17 protein-coding genes are annotated in these 14,521 nt (G+C 64.9%); 8 read left to right on the forward strand and 9 right to left on the reverse strand.

Translation table 11 applies throughout. The features are described 5' to 3' along the window. Window positions 1-26: 26 nt before the first annotated feature. From C8N43_RS08460 to C8N43_RS08470, 3 genes are all read left to right on the forward strand, one after another. Window positions 27-1,232 (forward strand): glycerophosphodiester phosphodiesterase family protein, encoded by a 1,206-nt coding sequence (locus C8N43_RS08460; protein WP_107845176.1) that lies wholly within the window; start codon window positions 27-29, stop codon window positions 1,230-1,232. A gap of 164 nt (window positions 1,233-1,396) precedes the next feature. Then, window positions 1,397-1,975, forward strand: coding sequence for a nitroreductase family protein (locus C8N43_RS08465; protein ID WP_107845177.1), 579 nt, complete (start codon window positions 1,397-1,399; stop codon window positions 1,973-1,975). Continuing rightward, window positions 1,972-2,658 (forward strand): EI24 domain-containing protein, encoded by a 687-nt coding sequence (locus tag C8N43_RS08470; RefSeq protein WP_107845178.1) that lies wholly within the window; start codon window positions 1,972-1,974, stop codon window positions 2,656-2,658. Before C8N43_RS08465 ends, C8N43_RS08470 begins: the two co-directional genes overlap by 4 nt. Here C8N43_RS08470 and C8N43_RS08475 read toward each other — a convergent pair. Next, entirely contained in the window at window positions 2,655-2,930 is a 276-nt protein-coding gene (locus C8N43_RS08475; protein ID WP_107845179.1) for a DUF1467 family protein, read from the reverse strand. The two genes, C8N43_RS08470 and C8N43_RS08475, sit on opposite strands and share 4 nt — an antisense overlap. Next, window positions 2,930-3,334, reverse strand: coding sequence for a methylmalonyl-CoA epimerase (gene mce, locus C8N43_RS08480; RefSeq protein WP_107845180.1), 405 nt, complete (start codon window positions 3,332-3,334; stop codon window positions 2,930-2,932). The genes C8N43_RS08475 and mce overlap by 1 nt, the downstream gene beginning before the upstream one ends. A 191-nt stretch (window positions 3,335-3,525) precedes the next feature. On the opposite strand from mce, the gene C8N43_RS08485 reads away from it, so the two are divergent. Beyond that, entirely contained in the window at window positions 3,526-4,221 is a 696-nt protein-coding gene (locus C8N43_RS08485; protein ID WP_245912955.1) for a response regulator, read from the forward strand. On the opposite strand, the gene C8N43_RS08490 is transcribed toward C8N43_RS08485, so the two are convergent. After that, window positions 4,218-4,919 carry a GNAT family N-acetyltransferase gene (locus C8N43_RS08490; RefSeq protein WP_107845182.1) on the reverse strand — a complete coding sequence of 234 codons (702 nt, stop codon included), beginning with the start codon at window positions 4,917-4,919 and terminating at the stop codon, window positions 4,218-4,220. The genes C8N43_RS08485 and C8N43_RS08490 overlap by 4 nt on opposite strands. A 197-nt stretch (window positions 4,920-5,116) precedes the next feature. On the opposite strand from C8N43_RS08490, the gene C8N43_RS08495 reads away from it, so the two are divergent. Then, on the forward strand, window positions 5,117-5,302 hold the full coding sequence (locus C8N43_RS08495; protein WP_245912956.1) for a pilus assembly protein: 186 nt from the start codon (window positions 5,117-5,119) through the stop codon (window positions 5,300-5,302). A gap of 3 nt (window positions 5,303-5,305) precedes the next feature. Here C8N43_RS08495 and C8N43_RS08500 read toward each other — a convergent pair whose 3' ends face one another. Genes C8N43_RS08500 through C8N43_RS19585 form a run of 3 tightly spaced genes read right to left on the reverse strand, consistent with a single transcriptional unit; the run spans window position 5,306 to window position 8,076 of the window. After that, entirely contained in the window at window positions 5,306-6,517 is a 1,212-nt protein-coding gene (locus tag C8N43_RS08500; protein WP_107845184.1) for a DUF1501 domain-containing protein, read from the reverse strand. Between the two features lie 3 nt (window positions 6,518-6,520). Then, window positions 6,521-7,897: a DUF1800 domain-containing protein gene (locus tag C8N43_RS08505; protein ID WP_107845185.1), complete on the reverse strand. Its 1,377-nt coding sequence runs from the start codon at window positions 7,895-7,897 to the stop codon at window positions 6,521-6,523. Between the two features lie 32 nt (window positions 7,898-7,929). Continuing rightward, complete coding sequence (locus tag C8N43_RS19585) at window positions 7,930-8,076, reverse strand: hypothetical protein (protein ID WP_158269948.1); 147 nt, start codon at window positions 8,074-8,076, stop codon at window positions 7,930-7,932. Between C8N43_RS19585 and C8N43_RS08510 the strand changes: the two genes are divergently transcribed. Then, window positions 8,075-8,551: a hemerythrin domain-containing protein gene (locus C8N43_RS08510; RefSeq protein WP_107845186.1), complete on the forward strand. Its 477-nt coding sequence runs from the start codon at window positions 8,075-8,077 to the stop codon at window positions 8,549-8,551. The two genes, C8N43_RS19585 and C8N43_RS08510, sit on opposite strands and share 2 nt — an antisense overlap. Window positions 8,552-8,564: 13 nt before the next feature. Here the strand turns inward: C8N43_RS08510 and C8N43_RS08515 are convergent, their stop codons facing one another. Both C8N43_RS08515 and aspS read right to left on the reverse strand, forming a co-directional pair. Beyond that, window positions 8,565-9,065, reverse strand: coding sequence for a DUF1993 family protein (locus C8N43_RS08515; protein ID WP_107845187.1), 501 nt, complete (start codon window positions 9,063-9,065; stop codon window positions 8,565-8,567). 13 nt (window positions 9,066-9,078) lie between these two features. Further along, complete coding sequence (gene aspS / locus C8N43_RS08520; RefSeq protein WP_107846302.1) at window positions 9,079-11,067, reverse strand: aspartate--tRNA ligase; 1,989 nt, start codon at window positions 11,065-11,067, stop codon at window positions 9,079-9,081. 190 nt (window positions 11,068-11,257) lie between these two features. Between aspS and C8N43_RS08525 the strand changes: the two genes are divergently transcribed. After that, a complete protein-coding gene (locus C8N43_RS08525) occupies window positions 11,258-12,520 on the forward strand; it encodes an SAM-dependent methyltransferase (RefSeq protein ID WP_107845188.1) in 1,263 nt (420 codons plus the stop codon). 111 nt (window positions 12,521-12,631) lie between these two features. Next, entirely contained in the window at window positions 12,632-13,852 is a 1,221-nt protein-coding gene (locus C8N43_RS08530) for a glycosyltransferase family 87 protein (protein ID WP_107845189.1), read from the forward strand. Here C8N43_RS08530 and C8N43_RS08535 read toward each other — a convergent pair. Beyond that, window positions 13,849-14,493 carry a CPBP family intramembrane glutamic endopeptidase gene (locus tag C8N43_RS08535; protein WP_107845190.1) on the reverse strand — a complete coding sequence of 215 codons (645 nt, stop codon included), beginning with the start codon at window positions 14,491-14,493 and terminating at the stop codon, window positions 13,849-13,851. The two genes, C8N43_RS08530 and C8N43_RS08535, sit on opposite strands and share 4 nt — an antisense overlap. Between the last annotated feature and the right edge of the window lie 28 nt (window positions 14,494-14,521).

Here is a 14,521-nt window from a genome sequence, read left to right on the forward strand (position 1 = left end):
CACTCTCTTCGGAAGGCCAGAGACCCATGAAAACTGCATTCCTATCGCTTTTGGTGGCGAGCGTCGCCGCACCCGCTTTGGCCGACGGCATCTCCGTTGGACCGCGCCCGCTTTATCTGGTGGACCAGATGGAGGACGGGCCCTTGAAGGAGAAGCTCCTGTCCTGCGCGGCGGATCCGGTGCGGCGGACGGATTTCTCCATCGGCCATCGCGGCGCGCCGATGCAATTTCCCGAACACACCGTTGAGAGCAACGTCGCCGCCGCCCGCATGGGCGCGGGCATCCTTGAATGCGACGTGACCTTCACCGCCGACAAAGAGCTGGTCTGCCGCCACGCGCAAGATGATCTGCACACGACGACGAATATTCTGGCGACCGACCTCGCGGCCAAATGCACCGCGGGCTTCACGCCCGCCTCCGGCGATACGCCCGCCAGCGCCAAATGCCGCACCTCCGACATCACGCTGGCGGAGTTCCGCACGCTAACAGGCAAGATGGACGCCGCGGACACGTCTGCCACCGATGTGGCGGGCTACATGGACGGCACCGCGGGCTGGCGCACCGATCTTTATGCAGCCGATGGCGGGCTGCTGATGACCCATGCGGAAAGCGTCGCGCTATTCAAATCACTCGGCGTAAAGTTCACGCCGGAGCTGAAGGCCCCTGCGGTGGCGATGCCCTTCGACGGGTTCAGCCAGCAGGACTACGCCCAGAAGCTGGTGGACGAGTACAAGGCGGCGGGCATCCCTGCGTCGGATGTCTGGCTGCAGAGCTTCGACCTCGATGATGTGCTCTACTGGATCGAGGCCGAGCCGGAGTTCGGCGCGCAGGCGGTCTATCTCGACGACAGCTACGACATTGACGGCTGGTCGCCCGAAAACCCGGCCACATGGCCCCACACGATGGCCGAGCTGAAGGGAATGGGCGTCAACTTCATCGCCCCGCCGATGTGGGTGCTGCTGGCGCTGAAGGACGGCGATATCGTGCCGTCGACCTACGCCAGAGAGGCCAAGGCCGCGGGCCTTGAGATCATCACCTGGACCATCGAGCGCTCCGGTCCGCTGCAAAGCGGGGGCGGCTGGTACTACCAGACGATCACCGAGGCCACGGACAGCGATGGGGTGATGTACGAGGTGATCGACGTGCTGGCCCAAGATGTGGGCGTGGCGGGCATCTTCTCGGACTGGCCTGGCACGGTGAGCTACTACGCCTCCTGCATGGGATTGCAATGAGGGTTTGCGCCCGCTGACGCGGTCGCCACGCGGGGGGCGCTGCCCCCCGCACCCCCCGCCGTATTTTCAGAACAAAGAATTTGAGCCTGCCTCGGTCGATTTTGGTGCCTTGAAAGCCCCGGTGCGATGCCCGACATAGGGGGCAACGCAGATAAGGGGGGTCCATGCCCGAGAGAAACGACGCAGCACTTGAGTTCCTGCTGACCCGCCGCTCGCGGCCGGCCAAGACCCTGACCGCTCCTGCACCTGACCGCGCGGCGCTTGAGGTGCTGCTGACCGCCGCCGCGCGCACGCCCGATCATGGCAAGCTGGAGCCGTGGCGTTTTATCGTGCTGGAACAGCCCGCGCTGGTGCGGCTGGGTGCGCTGGCGCGCGTGCGCGGGGCCGCGCGGGGCGAGGCGGAGGAGAAGATCGACAAGATCGGAGCAATGTTCGAGACAGCGCCAATGTCAGTGGCCGTGGTGGCCTCGCCCGTGGCCTCCGACAAGATCCCCGAAATTGAACAGGTGCTCAGTTCCGGCGCGGTCTGCCTCGCGCTTCTCAACGCCGCGCTTGCGAGCGGCTGGGGGGCCAACTGGTTGACCGGCTGGACCGCGATGGACCGACCCTTCCTCGATGAAGGGCTGGGGCTGGCGGCGCATGAGTTCGTGGCGGGCTTCATCCATCTGGGCACCGAGACCTCGACCCCGCCGGACCGGCCGCGCCCGGACCTGGGCGCCAAGACCAGCTGGGTCGCGGCATGATCTTCGGGGATGCGCTGAAGGCCTTGGGCCAGATCGGCGATGGCCGATTCCTGTCGGTACTGCTCACCGGGGTCGGGCTGACCATCGGGCTGCTCTTCGCCTTCACCGTGGCTTTTGCCTGGACCGTGGGGCTGGTTGTGCCCGAAAGCTTCACCCTACCCTGGATCGGGGAGATCACATGGATCGACAACGTGGCCTCGCTTGCCGTGATCCCGGTGATGGCGGTGGCGTCGATCTTCCTGATGGTGCCGGTGGCCTCGGCCTTCACCGGGCTGTTTCTGGACCGCGTCGTCGATGCCGTCGAGGCAGAGCATTACCCCCACGAGCCCCCCGTCAGCCCCCTGCCGCTGGGCGAGGCCATGCTTGAGAGCGCCAAGTTCCTTGGCCTGATCGTGGTGGTCAACCTGCTTGCGCTGGTGCTCTACCTGGTCTTCGCCCCCTTCGCGCCGCTGATCTTCTGGGGCGTCAACGGGCTGCTGCTGGGCCGGGAATACGCCACGCTGGTCGCACAGCGCCGCCTTGGCACCGCGGGCGCGCGGGCGTTTCGCAAGGCCAATCGCATGCAGATCTGGGCGGCGGGCACGCTGATGGCGATCCCGCTGACAATCCCGTTCGTCAATCTCTTGGTGCCGATTCTGGGTGTTGCGAGCTTCACCCATCTCTATCACCGGCTGGCGCGCTAGCTGTCGGGGCCGAACCGCTTGTAGAGGTTCATCGTGTCCGCCGAGATGTAGCCGTAGATGATCGCCGCGCAGAGCGGGATCCACAGCACAAACGCGATGACAGAGGTAATGGCGAAGGTGCGGCCCATCTGCTCTTGTGCGGGGGCGGATTTGGGGGTGCCCGGCACCACCTCGCCCGCGTCACCCTGAGTGCGGGTGCGAAACGGCATCACGCAGAACAGGCACAAAAACCACAGGCAGGCGTAGACCACGAGGGCGGAGGTGACGGCCATTACGCCTGCTCCAGCTCGACCAGCGTGCCGGTGAAATCCTTTGGATGCAGGAACAGTACCGGCTTGCCGTGGGCGCCGATCTTGGGCTCGCCGCTGCCCAGCACGCGCGCGCCGCTGGCGCTCAGGCGGTCGCGGGCCTCAAGAATGTCGTCGACCTCGTAGCAGATATGGTGAATGCCGCCCGAGGGGTTCTTGTCGAGGAAGCCTTGGATCGGGCTGTCCTCGCCCAGCGGATGCAAAAGCTCGATCTTGGTGTTGGGCAGCTCGATAAACACGACCGTGACGCCGTGATCGGGCTCGTCCTGGGGCGCGCCGACATTGGCGCCAAGGGTGTTTTCGTACTGCGCGCAAGCGGCGGCAAGGTCCGGCACGGCGATGGCGACATGGTTCAAGCGACCGATCATGGGCATGGCTCCTGTTGCGGTTTTGGCGGTTATTGCGGGCGCTGCCCCCGCGCGCAAGCCGGTTCGCTGCGTAAAATCAGCGCTGTTCACCTTCTGTTAGGCAAGAGCGGGCAACGTGGAGCGCAGTTTCCGACTCACCCCTTTCTCTGCTCGAGGTTCAGAAAATGCCCGAAGACCAAGGATATATGACCATGAACGTGCATGCCACCGCCCTGCGCCCCCTGTTGGGGCTGACGGTGCTGGTGGTGGAAGACAGCCGCTTCGCCTCGGAGGCGATCCGGCTCTTGTGCATCCGCTCCGGCGCGCGCATCCGCCGGGCCGACAGCCTGACCGCCGCGCATCGGCACTTGCGGGTCTATCGCCCGTCGGTGGTGATCATCGATCTGGGCCTTCCGGATGGCTCCGGCGTCGACCTGATCGCGGAGCTTGCCGGCGAGGACGCGAGCGCCCGCCCGGTGATCCTGGCGACCAGTGGCGCGGATGGCGACGGGATGGCGCAGGTGGCGCTCGATCACGGGGCAGACGAGTTCCTGCCCAAGCCCATCGCCTCTGTCGCGCAGTTCCAGCAGACCATCCTGAGCCACCTGCCCGTGGACATGCGCCCCGCCGGGCCGCGCCTGATGTCGGACGAGACGATCTCCCCCGACCCCATCGCGCTGACCGAGGATCTGTCCCATCTCGACGAGCTGCTGGGCAGCGGGCAGGACGCGCTGCCCTATGTGACACCGTTCCTGCAGGGGCTGGCACGTCTGACCGATGACAGCGAGCTGAAGCGGGTGTCCGCCGGGCTGTCGGCGGCGATGAAGAGCGGCACCGGCCATCGCGCCGCAATCACGGCCACCCGCGACATGATCCGGGCGCGGCTGGACATGCGCGAGCTGGTCTAGAGCGCAGGGTCGCTTGCGACCCGTACCAGCCGCGTGAGCGCGCCCAGGCTCTCGCGCTGCTGGCCGTTTGCGTCGAAATTCGCGGGCGCAAGCCAGGCCTCGAACGCCTCTTTCAGCGCGGGCCACTCCGCGTCGATGCAGGCAAACCAGGCGGTGTCGCGGTTGCGCCCTTTCACGACGGCAGCCTGACGAAAGATGCCTTCGAAGCTGAACCCGAAGCGTTGTGCCGCGCGGCGTGAGCCCAGATTGGCCGCATCGCATTTCCACTCGAAACGGCGGTAGCCCGCCTCAAAAGCCCACGACATCATCAGGTAGATCGCCTCCGTCGCCGCAGGGGTTCTCTGCAGCTCGGGCGCGAAGTTGATATGCCCCACCTCGATCGATCCCGCCTCGGGCGCGATCCTCAAGTAGCTGGCCACGCCGCAATAGTGCCCGCTCTCGCAGGACTTGACGGCATAAAGGCGCGGGTCCTCCAGCGCCGCCATCTCGCGTGCCCAGCGGTGGTAGCGCGCCGAGCTGGCAAAGGGGCCATAGGGCAGGAAATCCCAGATCGCATCATCGGCGCTGTTGGCACGGTGCAGATCGCCCGCATGGGCGTCCGGGTCGATCCGCTCCAGCACCGCGTAGCGGCCCGCGCGGGTGCGAAACTCCGGCCGCTCGGGTGGGGTCCAATCCGCCAGGGGCCTGTCGTCGCGCATCGGTTTCTCCGGTCAGTTTCGCTGCACGCTAGACCGGGTGTTCGCAAAGGACTAGCCGAAAATACCGCGAAAAAGGGCTTGAAATGACCTGCATCTCACCCGGAACGCGGCGCAATCCTGCCACGTTTGCCCGGCATCAATAGCCATAGACCAGACACAGGCGGCGCGATCGCCAAAGGACAGAGGAACGAGTGATGATGACCCGGATGAAAGCCTTCCTGACGGCCGAAGATGGCGCTGCCGTCGTAGACATGACCATGCTGATGGCCGCCCTTGTGGGTCTGGCGCTGGCCGTGACCGTGCAAGTCTCCAACGGTATGGAGGACCTGTCGGGCGATCTGTCGACCACCATGGTCAACCATGACGTGAATCCCGCCTTTTAAGGCCTAAGCCAAGAGCCCGGGATCAGCGCCAAGCTGCAGGCCCGGGAAGACGATCTGCTCCAGCGTCGTCGCATCAAGCCCGTACATGCCGCGCATGAACCACGCGATGTAGGCGCGCACGTCCGAGGTCGGCATGAGATCGCGTCGACCGTAGAGCGCGGCTTCCGCAAGTCCGGGCCAGTCCCCATAGACCTTGCCGCCGCGCACCGCGCCGCCGGCCATGATCATCGCACCACCCGTGCCGTGATCGGTTCCGCGGGTGCCATTCTCGCGCGCCGTGCGCCCGAACTCCGTCACCGCCACCACTGCCGTCGACTGCCAGCGCGGTCCCAGCCCGGCCTTCAGCGTCAGGATCGCATCCTGCAACGCGCCCAAGGCCCGGTTCAGCCCGCGGGTCTGGTTGCGATGGGTGTCCCAACCGCCGAGCGAGAACGCCGCGATCCGCGCCGTCTCGGTCAATCGCCGGGCCGCGAAATCCGCCAAGACCGCCCCGTCCCCCGCCTTGCCCGCCGCCTTGACCGCGCGGCGCAGATCCTGGCTCGACAGCCCGAAGCTGTCATCACTGGCAAGGCCCAGGCTTTCGGCGATCTCCAGCGCCTCGACGCTGGTGTCGCGAAAGAGCGGGTCATCATGGTAGACCTCTTCGAGCAGCAGACGCGCCTGCGGCGACATGTCGATGCGCCCATCCGGCGACCAGCTGGACACCGGTGCGCGGCCCGCCATCAGCTTCATCTCCGAGCGCCCGATGGCAAAAGCGGTCTCGGATCCCACGCCGGGCATCACCTGCAACAGGCGGTTCAGCCAGCCTTCGCGCGTCTTCGCCACATCCATGCCGGTGCCTGCCTCCAGCAGGTCCTGCCCGTCGAAATGGCTGCGTTTGTTGCGGTAGGGCGTCGAGACGGCGTGGGCGAAGGCCAGATCGCCCGCCTCCCAGAGCGGTGCGAGCCCGCCCAGCCCGGGATGCAGGGCGAAGAAGCCATCGAGCGAGCGCGCTTCCGCCTCCCGCACGAGGCCGGGGCGATAGGACGCCAGCAGCGGATCGCCGACCGGGCGCAGCACATCGAGCCCGTCCATCGCCCCGCGCAGGATGATCACAACCAACCGGTTCTCGCCCGGCGCATCGGCCAGCGTCACCGGGGTCAGCAGTGGGCTCGCGGCCAGCGAGCAGCCCAGCGCTGTGGCGCGGCTCAGGAACATGCGTCTCGACAGGGCCATCACTTATCTCCTTTGGAACGCGGGCGAGGCAAGGATGAGCCCGACCCCCTCGCGCCGTGTCTCTGCGGCGCGGGCGGCGAAGCTGACTTTCTCATCCGCGACCGACCCCAGCGCCACCTCGACGAAGTCACGCGGATCGGGCAGGCTGCGGAAGAAGGACGACGGCACCGCCATCGACCATTGGATCCGGGCCGCAAGGCCCTGGGGCGTGATCCACGCCTCCGCCTCTTCCGGCCAGCCATCGGGGCCGCCGGGGCGCAACCAATGTTGCCCCATGCCCATCATCGGCGCGACCAGATAGCCGCGGGCGCGCGAGCGGTTGAGCTGCGCGAGCGAGCGCACCGGCACCTCCAGCGCCCGCAGGGCGGAGGCCACGAAATCAATGGGTTGCTTGACCTTCTGGCCGAAACTCTGCCACGCGAACGGGTGCTCCAGCATTACCGCGTAGACCGCCCGCAGATCGCCATCCGTGACCAAAAACGTGTCAGCCATAGCTGCGACCAGCGCCGCGTCCGGCGTGTCGGACAGAAAGTGCACCGCCAGCTTGCGCGCGATATGGCGCGCGGTGTCGGGGTGGCGCGCCACGTCGCTGAGGAACTGCAGCACATGCTCGACCGACGCAGGACCGCCGCCATAGCTTAGCCCCAGCACCGTCTCGGCCCCGGGCTCTGCCGCCTTGGCGCGGAACACAAAGCCCTGTTGCAGGTCAGTTCCCATGCCGGTCAGAAGCTGCGCCAACTCATGCACGTCGCCTTGGGTGTAGGCCCCGCCGACCCCCAGCGTGTGCAGCTCCAGCATCTCGCGCGCGAGGTTCTCGTTGAGCCCCTTGCGCCCTTTTGCGGCCTTCGCATTCGGCCCGACGGAGCCGTTCTGATCAAGGTAGTCGAGCATCATCGGTGAGGTCACGACCGCCTTCAGCATATCCTCGAACCGCCCCGCGATATGGGGCCGGATGCTTTCCTCGACATAGGTCGGCTCGGCCCGGCGGGTCAGGTTGTTCTTGCCCACGACGGTGAAATGATCGCCCCAGAACCGCGCCAATCGCTCGCGAAAAGGCTGCTGGGACAGGATCGAGCGGCCCAGCACCGGGGCGAGCAGCGCGTCGAGCTTTCGGGTATAGGCCCGTTGCGCCACCTTGTAGGCCTCGCGCAGATCGTCGGCATCCGGCCCGTTGCGCCCCTTGCGCGCGGCCTTGTTCAGCTTGCGGATCTCCGCCATCTCCGGCAGCAGGTCAGAGGCGCGCGGCACCGGCAACAGCTCTGCCATTGCGTCGGCCCCGTCGAGCTGACCCAGCAGCGCCGCCACGCTGTCGGGCGGGGCAATCGCGGGGGCCAGCCCCTCGCCGAAGCGGATCGCGGCAATGTCGGGCGAAAACGCCATGCGGGCCTCATCTCGTGCGGGTCACGGACACTCTAACGCATCCCTGGCGACTTTCCGTTGAAATTTCGTTGAGACCGGCGGCCGAGCGGCAAGAATTCTCCGACCGGCCCCGTGTCGGGAACCCAAAACCCGGCCACCGCGTTCGCCTGCACACCTCCCTTATGCAGGATCAGCTCCATGCCCGATATTTATACCGCCATCAAAGCCGACCACGACGACCACCGCGCGCTGCTTGAGACGATCGCCAACACCTCCGGCGCGTCCGAGACGCGGCAGAAGGCCTGGGACGATTTCTACAACGACGTCAAAAGCCACGCGGCGGCGGAGGAGGAGACGTTTTATTCGAAGCTGATCTCGAAAACCTGGGGCCAGGACGCCGCCCGCCACTCGGTCCACGAGCACCAGCAGCTCGACGATCTGATGGAAGAGCTGCGCGAGCTCGACATGTCGTCCGGCGGCTGGCTGGAGAAGTTCAAGGTGCTCAAGCATGACTACGAGCACCACATGGAAGAGGAAGAAGAAGAGGTCTTCACCCGCGCCCGCGAGGTCATCTCCGAGGATGAAATCGAAGGCTACGGCGACCGCTTCCTTGCGCGCAAGGACGAAGAGCGCGGCCTGATCGACGCCAAGCGCGAGGACAGTCTGGAAGACTGACGCGCGTAGCGGACTAGAAGCGAAATCCCTGCGGGTAGTCGTGCAAACCGTCGAAATCGGCCTTGCCGATCTCGATGCCGGACTGCCTGAGGATCGCGAAGCCCATTGTCAGGTGAAACAGGAAGTTCGGCAGCCCAAAGCGTAGCGCGTAATCCGCGCCGTCCTGCTCCAATTCCGCGAAACCCGCGCGATGATTTATCGTGCGGGTTTGGCCGTTTTCAAAGTCGTCCGGGCTTAATTCGGCCAAAGCAGCGCGGGCAAAAGCGATCCGGGCGCGTAGGCCCTCAACGTCCATGCCGACATCTTCAAACTCCGGCACGTCGCGGCCCGCCAACGGGTACGCAATGCGAAGCGCGAAGCCTGTGGCCGTCGCGAACTGCTCGGCGGCTGTGAACATGTCCGGCGCGAGGCGCGCGTCCAGCACCTCGGGGCGGTGAACCACCTTGCCGACCAGCGCGTCCGTGCGATCCAGGTAATGGCCCAGGACCGGGATGATCGCATCGTACAGGTTCACCGCGACGCCGCGCTCATTCCTGCGGGATCACACGCAGGCCCAGCTCCATCAGCTGATCCGAGGTGGGATCGGACGGGGCGGACATCATCAGGTCCTCGGCGCGTTGGTTCATGGGGAACAGGATCACCTCGCGGATGTTCTGCTCGTCGGCCAGCAGCATCACGATGCGGTCGATGCCTGCCGCGCAACCACCGTGGGGCGGCGCGCCGTATTGGAACGCGTTAACCATACCGCCGAAGCGCTTGCGCACCTCGTCCTCGCCGTAGCCCGCAAGCTCGAACGCCTTGAACATGATCTCGGGGCGGTGGTTCCGGATCGCACCGGAGATCAGCTCGTAGCCGTTGCAGGCCAGATCGTACTGGTAGCCGAGCACGTCGAGCGGATCGCCCTCAAGTGCCTCCATCCCGCCCTGCGGCATCGAGAACGGGTTGTGGGAGAAGTCGATCTTGCCACTTTCCTCATCGGCCTCGTACATCGGGAAGTCCACGATCCACGCGAAGGCAAAGCGGTCGGTGTCGGTTAGCTTCAGCTCATTGCCAATCTCGACTCGCGCGCGGCCCGCGACGGATTCAAACGCCGACGGCTTGCCGCCGAGGAAGAAGGCCGCGTCGCCGACACCAAGGCCCAGCTGCTGGCGGATCGCTTCGGTGCGCTCGGGGCCGATGTTTTTTGCCAGAGGCCCGGCGGCTTCTAGCTCACCGCGCCTTGGAAAGGCAACACGGCGTTTCTCGCCAGCGATTTGAAGATCCAAGGGGTCGCCTTTTTCAATGAGTCCAGCAATCTCATGTAATCGATCGGAGTTTCCCGGGGCACCGCCTCCATGTTCCCCGTTTAGAATCTCGGTCAATATCGTTTGATTGACTTGCCGGTCTTCAATCCATTTTTCGATTTCTCCGCCAATGCCGGGATCGTTAACAACTTCTCGCCACAAAATGTAGCCCATACCAGGCAAGCCCTCTTTCTGGGCAAAGGCATTCATGCGGTCGCAGAACTTGCGCGAGCCGCCGGTGGGGGCGGGAATGGCGCGGATCTCGGTGCCGTCCTGCTCCAGCAGTTTCGCGAAAATCGCGAAACCGGAATCGCGGAAGTGGTCGGAGACCACTTGCATTTTGATAGGATTGCGCAGGTCGGGCTTGTCGGTGCCGTACCAAAGGGCCGCGTCCTTGTAGCTGATCTGCTCCCACGTCTCGTCGACTTTGCGCCCACCGCCGAACTCCTCAAAGATGCCCTGAACCACCGGCTGGATCGTGTCGAACACGTCCTGCTGTTCGACAAAGCTCATCTCGAGGTCGAGCTGGTAGAAATCCGTGGGCGAGCGGTCGGCGCGCGGGTCCTCGTCACGGAAACAGGGGGCGATCTGGAAATACTTGTCGAAGCCCGAAACCATCAGCAGCTGTTTGAACTGCTGGGGGGCCTGCGGCAGGGCGTAGAACTTGCCCGGGTGCAGGCGCGACGGCACAAGGAAGTCGCGCGCGCCTTCGGGGCTGGAGGCGGTGATAATCGGCGTCTGGAACTCGCGGAACTTCTGGTCCCACATCCGCTTGCGGATCGAGGCCACCACGTCCGAGCGCAGGGTCATGTTCTTTTGCATCGCCTCGCGGCGCAGGTCGAGGAAGCGATATTTCAGCCGGGTCTCTTCGGGGTATTCCTGATCGCCAAACACCATCAGGGGCAGCTCGCCCGAGGCGCCGAGCACCTCCATATCGCGGATGAACACCTCGATCTCGCCGGTCGGGATCTTCTCGTTCACCAGAGACTCATCGCGCGCCTTGACGTTGCCGTCGATGCGGATGCACCACTCGGACCGCACCCTCTCGACCTCGTTGAACACGGGGCTGTCGGGATCGCACAGCACCTGGGTGATGCCGTAATGGTCGCGCAGGTCGATGAACAGCACGCCACCGTGATCGCGCACCCTGTGCACCCAGCCGGACAGGCGGACGGTGTCGCCGACATTGGCGGCGGTCAGTTCAGCGCAGGTGTGGCTGCGATATGCGTGCATGATAGGGACCTTTTTGGGCTCAAATTCGTTCGGCCCGATACACAACCCCAGCCACGCAAAGTCAAGCAACCCTGCCTCAAAACCGCCATGGTTTCGATTTAATTGCAAAATCATCTCAAATTCAGGGCTTTGCTCTCTGAACCGGTTGGTTTAGTGGGGCATTCGAAAATTTGACAAGGCACGACACCCTATGTGGATAGCACTCCTCAGAACCCTTGTGACCCGTCTGGTGCGGGATGGCAGCCTGACCGTGCACCTGCCTGACGGCACGAGCGTCACCGCCGGGAACGGGGCCGAGCCGCGGGTGACACTGACGCTGCACGGTGAAGATCTGCCGCGAAAACTGATCCTGAACCCCGAACTGGCCCTGGGCGAGGCCTACATGGACGGCGAAGACGACGGCCTGACCATTGAGGATGACAATGTGCGCGGGCTGCTGACACTGGTGGTGCGCAATTTCCAGCGCGGCAACCTTCCGCTGAGCCAGACCATCGCGCGCAAGCTGCGGATCGCCAGGCGCAAGTGGGATCAATGGATCCCCCACAGCACCGCCAAGAAAAATGCCGAGCATCATTACGACATCTCGACGCCGTTTTATTACCTCTTTCTCGACGAGGACCGGCAATACACCTGCTCCTACTTCCGCGACCCGTCCTACACGCTGGAAGAGGCGCAGGAAGCCAAGAAAAAGCATATCGCGGGCAAGCTTCTGATCAAGCCGGGGATGCGGGTGCTCGACATCGGCTCGGGCTGGGGCGGGCTTGCGATCACCCTGGCGCGCGACTACGGCGCGCATGTCGTGGGCGTCACGCTGAGCGACGAGCAGCGCCGCGCCGCCACCAAACGCGCAGAAGAGGCGGGCGTCGCCGACCGGGTCGAGTTCCGCCTGCAGGACTACCGCGAGGTGACGGAGACGTTTGATCGCATCGTCTCCGTCGGCATGCTGGAGCATGTGGGCGAGCCGCAATACCCCACCTATTTCAAGCAGATCGAAAAGAACCTCGCCGAAGACGGCGTGGCCTTGATCCATTTCATCGGGCGCACCGGCCCGCCGGGCAATCTCAGCCCGTGGTTTCAGAAATACATCTTCCCCGGCGGCTACACCCCTGCCCTGTCGGAGGTCGTACGGGTGATCGAAAAGACGACGCTGGAGGCCGCCGATATCGAGGTCTGGCGCACCCATTACGACCGCACGCTTTACGAGTGGCTGATCCGCTTCGAGGACCGCTTGGACGAGGTGCGCGCGATGGGCTATGACGAGCGCTTCATCCGGATGTGGCGCTACTACCTGATCGCCTCCGAGCTGTCGCTGTCGGACATGCCACATGTGCTGTACCACGTGCAGCTCCACAAACATCAGGGCGTGGTGCCGATCACCCGCGACTACCTCTATGTCGAGGGCGCGCCGGAGCCGCATTCAAGCTTCCCCGACGGGTTCGTCCCCCAAAAGTAGTGCAAGCGCGCATCTGTCGCGCGGGCGATGACCCTGCGCACGCATCAGCGTTTGTGAGCCTGCCCCAATCATTGTAGCTACGGTCGAAAGCCAGTCGGTGCAGGCCCGCGCATGAACACAATGATCAGACCCGCGTTGCTGACGGTCGTCTTTCTGACGGCCATCACACTTTACTTCCAGGGCACGACGAATTCCGATTTCCTGGCGGTCTATCTGGCGGGTATGAGCTATGCCGACGGTCAGTTCGATCAGGTCTACCCCGCCGCCCACGCGGTGTTCGACCTGTCCTACCCCGACAGTTGGGACGCCCGCGCCGCAGAGCTTGGCGTGGACGCGGACACGACGCTCTACCCGTTTATCTACCCCCCGCTCTGGGCGGCGGTGTCGTCTTTGGTGGCGCCCCATGTGCCGCTCTCGGTGGTCTCCATCGGGTTGCCGCTGATCAACGGCGCGCTGCTGCTGGCCTGCTCGATCCTTGCATGGCGGATCACGAGGACCACGGTTCCGGTCACGCTTTGGCTCAGCGTGGGATTTTTCACATTGGTGACGACAACCTACGGCTATGTCGCGCTGGCCCAAGGCCAGCCACAGATCCTGACGACCTTCCTCATCCTGCTGGCCATCGAGCGGGGGCGCGCGGACGCGCCGCTGACCGCAGGGGCCTGTTTGGCGCTGGCCGCGTCGATCAAGCTCTACCCGCTGGTCTTCGTGGTGATCTGGCTTGCGACGCGCAGCTGGCGCGCGGTCGCGGGCTTTGCGGTGGCGGGCGCAGTGCTCGCCGGGGCCTCGATCGCGCTGACGGGATGGCCCTTGCATCAGGACTTCCTCGCGCAGATCGAGATCATCTCCGGCTCGGTGCTGGTGACGCCGCTGTCCTATAACTTCTCCGCTGTGGTCACGGCGCTGACGGAGGATGTCTTCGCCAGCGGCGGCGGCTTCAGCGCCGCAGCGCCTGCCGCCCTGGGCCTGATCAACAAGATGGCGCTGGTCGCCTGTTTGGTCGCGGCGGCTTTGGCCGCGCATCGCGCGACGCCGCAGCAGCTTTATTGCGGGGTCTGGCCGCTTTTGCTGATCGCGGTGTCCTTCTTCAGCCCGATGAGCTGGTCCTACCACTTCCTGACCGCGCTGGCCTTCGCGCCCTTGGCCTTCGCCACAGACCGTGTCACGCCGAAACTCTGCGTGCTGTACCTGCTGATCGCCAGTTCGATCGTGCTGGCTCTGAGCCTGTCCGTGGCCGATGAGGCGACACGTGCGATGATCCTGTTTATCTCGGGCGTGTCGTCACTGGCCGCCTTGACCGTGGCTTTGATGCTGACACGGCGTGGTCCCTAAAACGGGCGCACAACGTTGCCGGTGTAGAAATATGCCCCCATTCCGGCGGCGAACAGCGCGATGCCCGCGACGCTGTGGGTGAGCACGGCCTCGGGGAAGTTGCCCCGGCGCTCGTAGCTCCAGGCAAAGAGCAGCCCGCCTGCGAAGGTCATCGCCGCGACGATCCAGCTCCAATACATCAGATGCGCCAGCGAGAAGATCGCCGCGTTGGCCCAAAGCGCCACGCGGCCGAACAGGTGCCCGTAGCGCCGGAAGAACAGCGGGCGGAAGACGATTTCCTGCGGCAGCGCCGACACCCAAGGGTAGAGCGCGGCAATCACCACCATGACCGGCCAGCCGCCCCACATGGTCGGCGCGCCCTCGCCCAGCAGCTGAAAGAGCCGCCCCGGCGCGGTGTTCCACAAGATGATGTAGCTGGCCGCGAAGCTTGTCACGCCGACAATCGCCACCAATGCCCAAGAGACGCGCGTGAGCCCCGACAGAAGCGAGCCCCAGGAAAAGCCCGGCGTCACCGCCAGCAGCACCAGACCCACCGCGGTCACGGCAAAGAGCGCCGGAAACATCAGACCGACAGGCAGAAACACCGCGATCCCCACCGGGGCCGCGACGAAAAACGCAATGAACTCAAGCCACCGGACCATCACGGCTCCCCTGCTGCATCAAGGGGCA

This window comes from Litoreibacter ponti, assembly GCF_003054285.1.
Taxonomy (GTDB): domain Bacteria; phylum Pseudomonadota; class Alphaproteobacteria; order Rhodobacterales; family Rhodobacteraceae; genus Litoreibacter; species Litoreibacter ponti.

Bases quoted from the DNA above. Each gene is read 5' to 3' on its own strand.
- C8N43_RS08460 (WP_107845176.1), top strand. From the start codon at position 27: ATGAAAACTGCATTCCTATCGCTTTTGGTGGCGAGCGTCGCCGCACCC.
- C8N43_RS08465 (WP_107845177.1), top strand. From the start codon at position 1,397: ATGCCCGAGAGAAACGACGCAGCACTTGAGTTCCTGCTGACCCGCCGC.
- C8N43_RS08470 (WP_107845178.1), top strand. From the start codon at position 1,972: ATGATCTTCGGGGATGCGCTGAAGGCCTTGGGCCAGATCGGCGATGGC.
- C8N43_RS08475 (WP_107845179.1), bottom strand. From the start codon at position 2,930: ATGGCCGTCACCTCCGCCCTCGTGGTCTACGCCTGCCTGTGGTTTTTG.
- mce (WP_107845180.1), bottom strand. From the start codon at position 3,334: ATGATCGGTCGCTTGAACCATGTCGCCATCGCCGTGCCGGACCTTGCC.
- C8N43_RS08485 (WP_245912955.1), top strand. From the start codon at position 3,526: ATGAACGTGCATGCCACCGCCCTGCGCCCCCTGTTGGGGCTGACGGTG.
- C8N43_RS08490 (WP_107845182.1), bottom strand. From the start codon at position 4,919: ATGCGCGACGACAGGCCCCTGGCGGATTGGACCCCACCCGAGCGGCCG.
- C8N43_RS08495 (WP_245912956.1), top strand. From the start codon at position 5,117: ATGACCCGGATGAAAGCCTTCCTGACGGCCGAAGATGGCGCTGCCGTC.
- C8N43_RS08500 (WP_107845184.1), bottom strand. From the start codon at position 6,517: ATGGCCCTGTCGAGACGCATGTTCCTGAGCCGCGCCACAGCGCTGGGC.
- C8N43_RS08505 (WP_107845185.1), bottom strand. From the start codon at position 7,897: ATGGCGTTTTCGCCCGACATTGCCGCGATCCGCTTCGGCGAGGGGCTG.
- C8N43_RS08510 (WP_107845186.1), top strand. From the start codon at position 8,075: ATGCCCGATATTTATACCGCCATCAAAGCCGACCACGACGACCACCGC.
- C8N43_RS19585 (WP_158269948.1), bottom strand. From the start codon at position 8,076: ATGGAGCTGATCCTGCATAAGGGAGGTGTGCAGGCGAACGCGGTGGCC.
- aspS (WP_107846302.1), bottom strand. From the start codon at position 11,067: ATGCACGCATATCGCAGCCACACCTGCGCTGAACTGACCGCCGCCAAT.
- C8N43_RS08525 (WP_107845188.1), top strand. From the start codon at position 11,258: ATGTGGATAGCACTCCTCAGAACCCTTGTGACCCGTCTGGTGCGGGAT.
- C8N43_RS08530 (WP_107845189.1), top strand. From the start codon at position 12,632: ATGAACACAATGATCAGACCCGCGTTGCTGACGGTCGTCTTTCTGACG.
- C8N43_RS08535 (WP_107845190.1), bottom strand. From the start codon at position 14,493: ATGGTCCGGTGGCTTGAGTTCATTGCGTTTTTCGTCGCGGCCCCGGTG.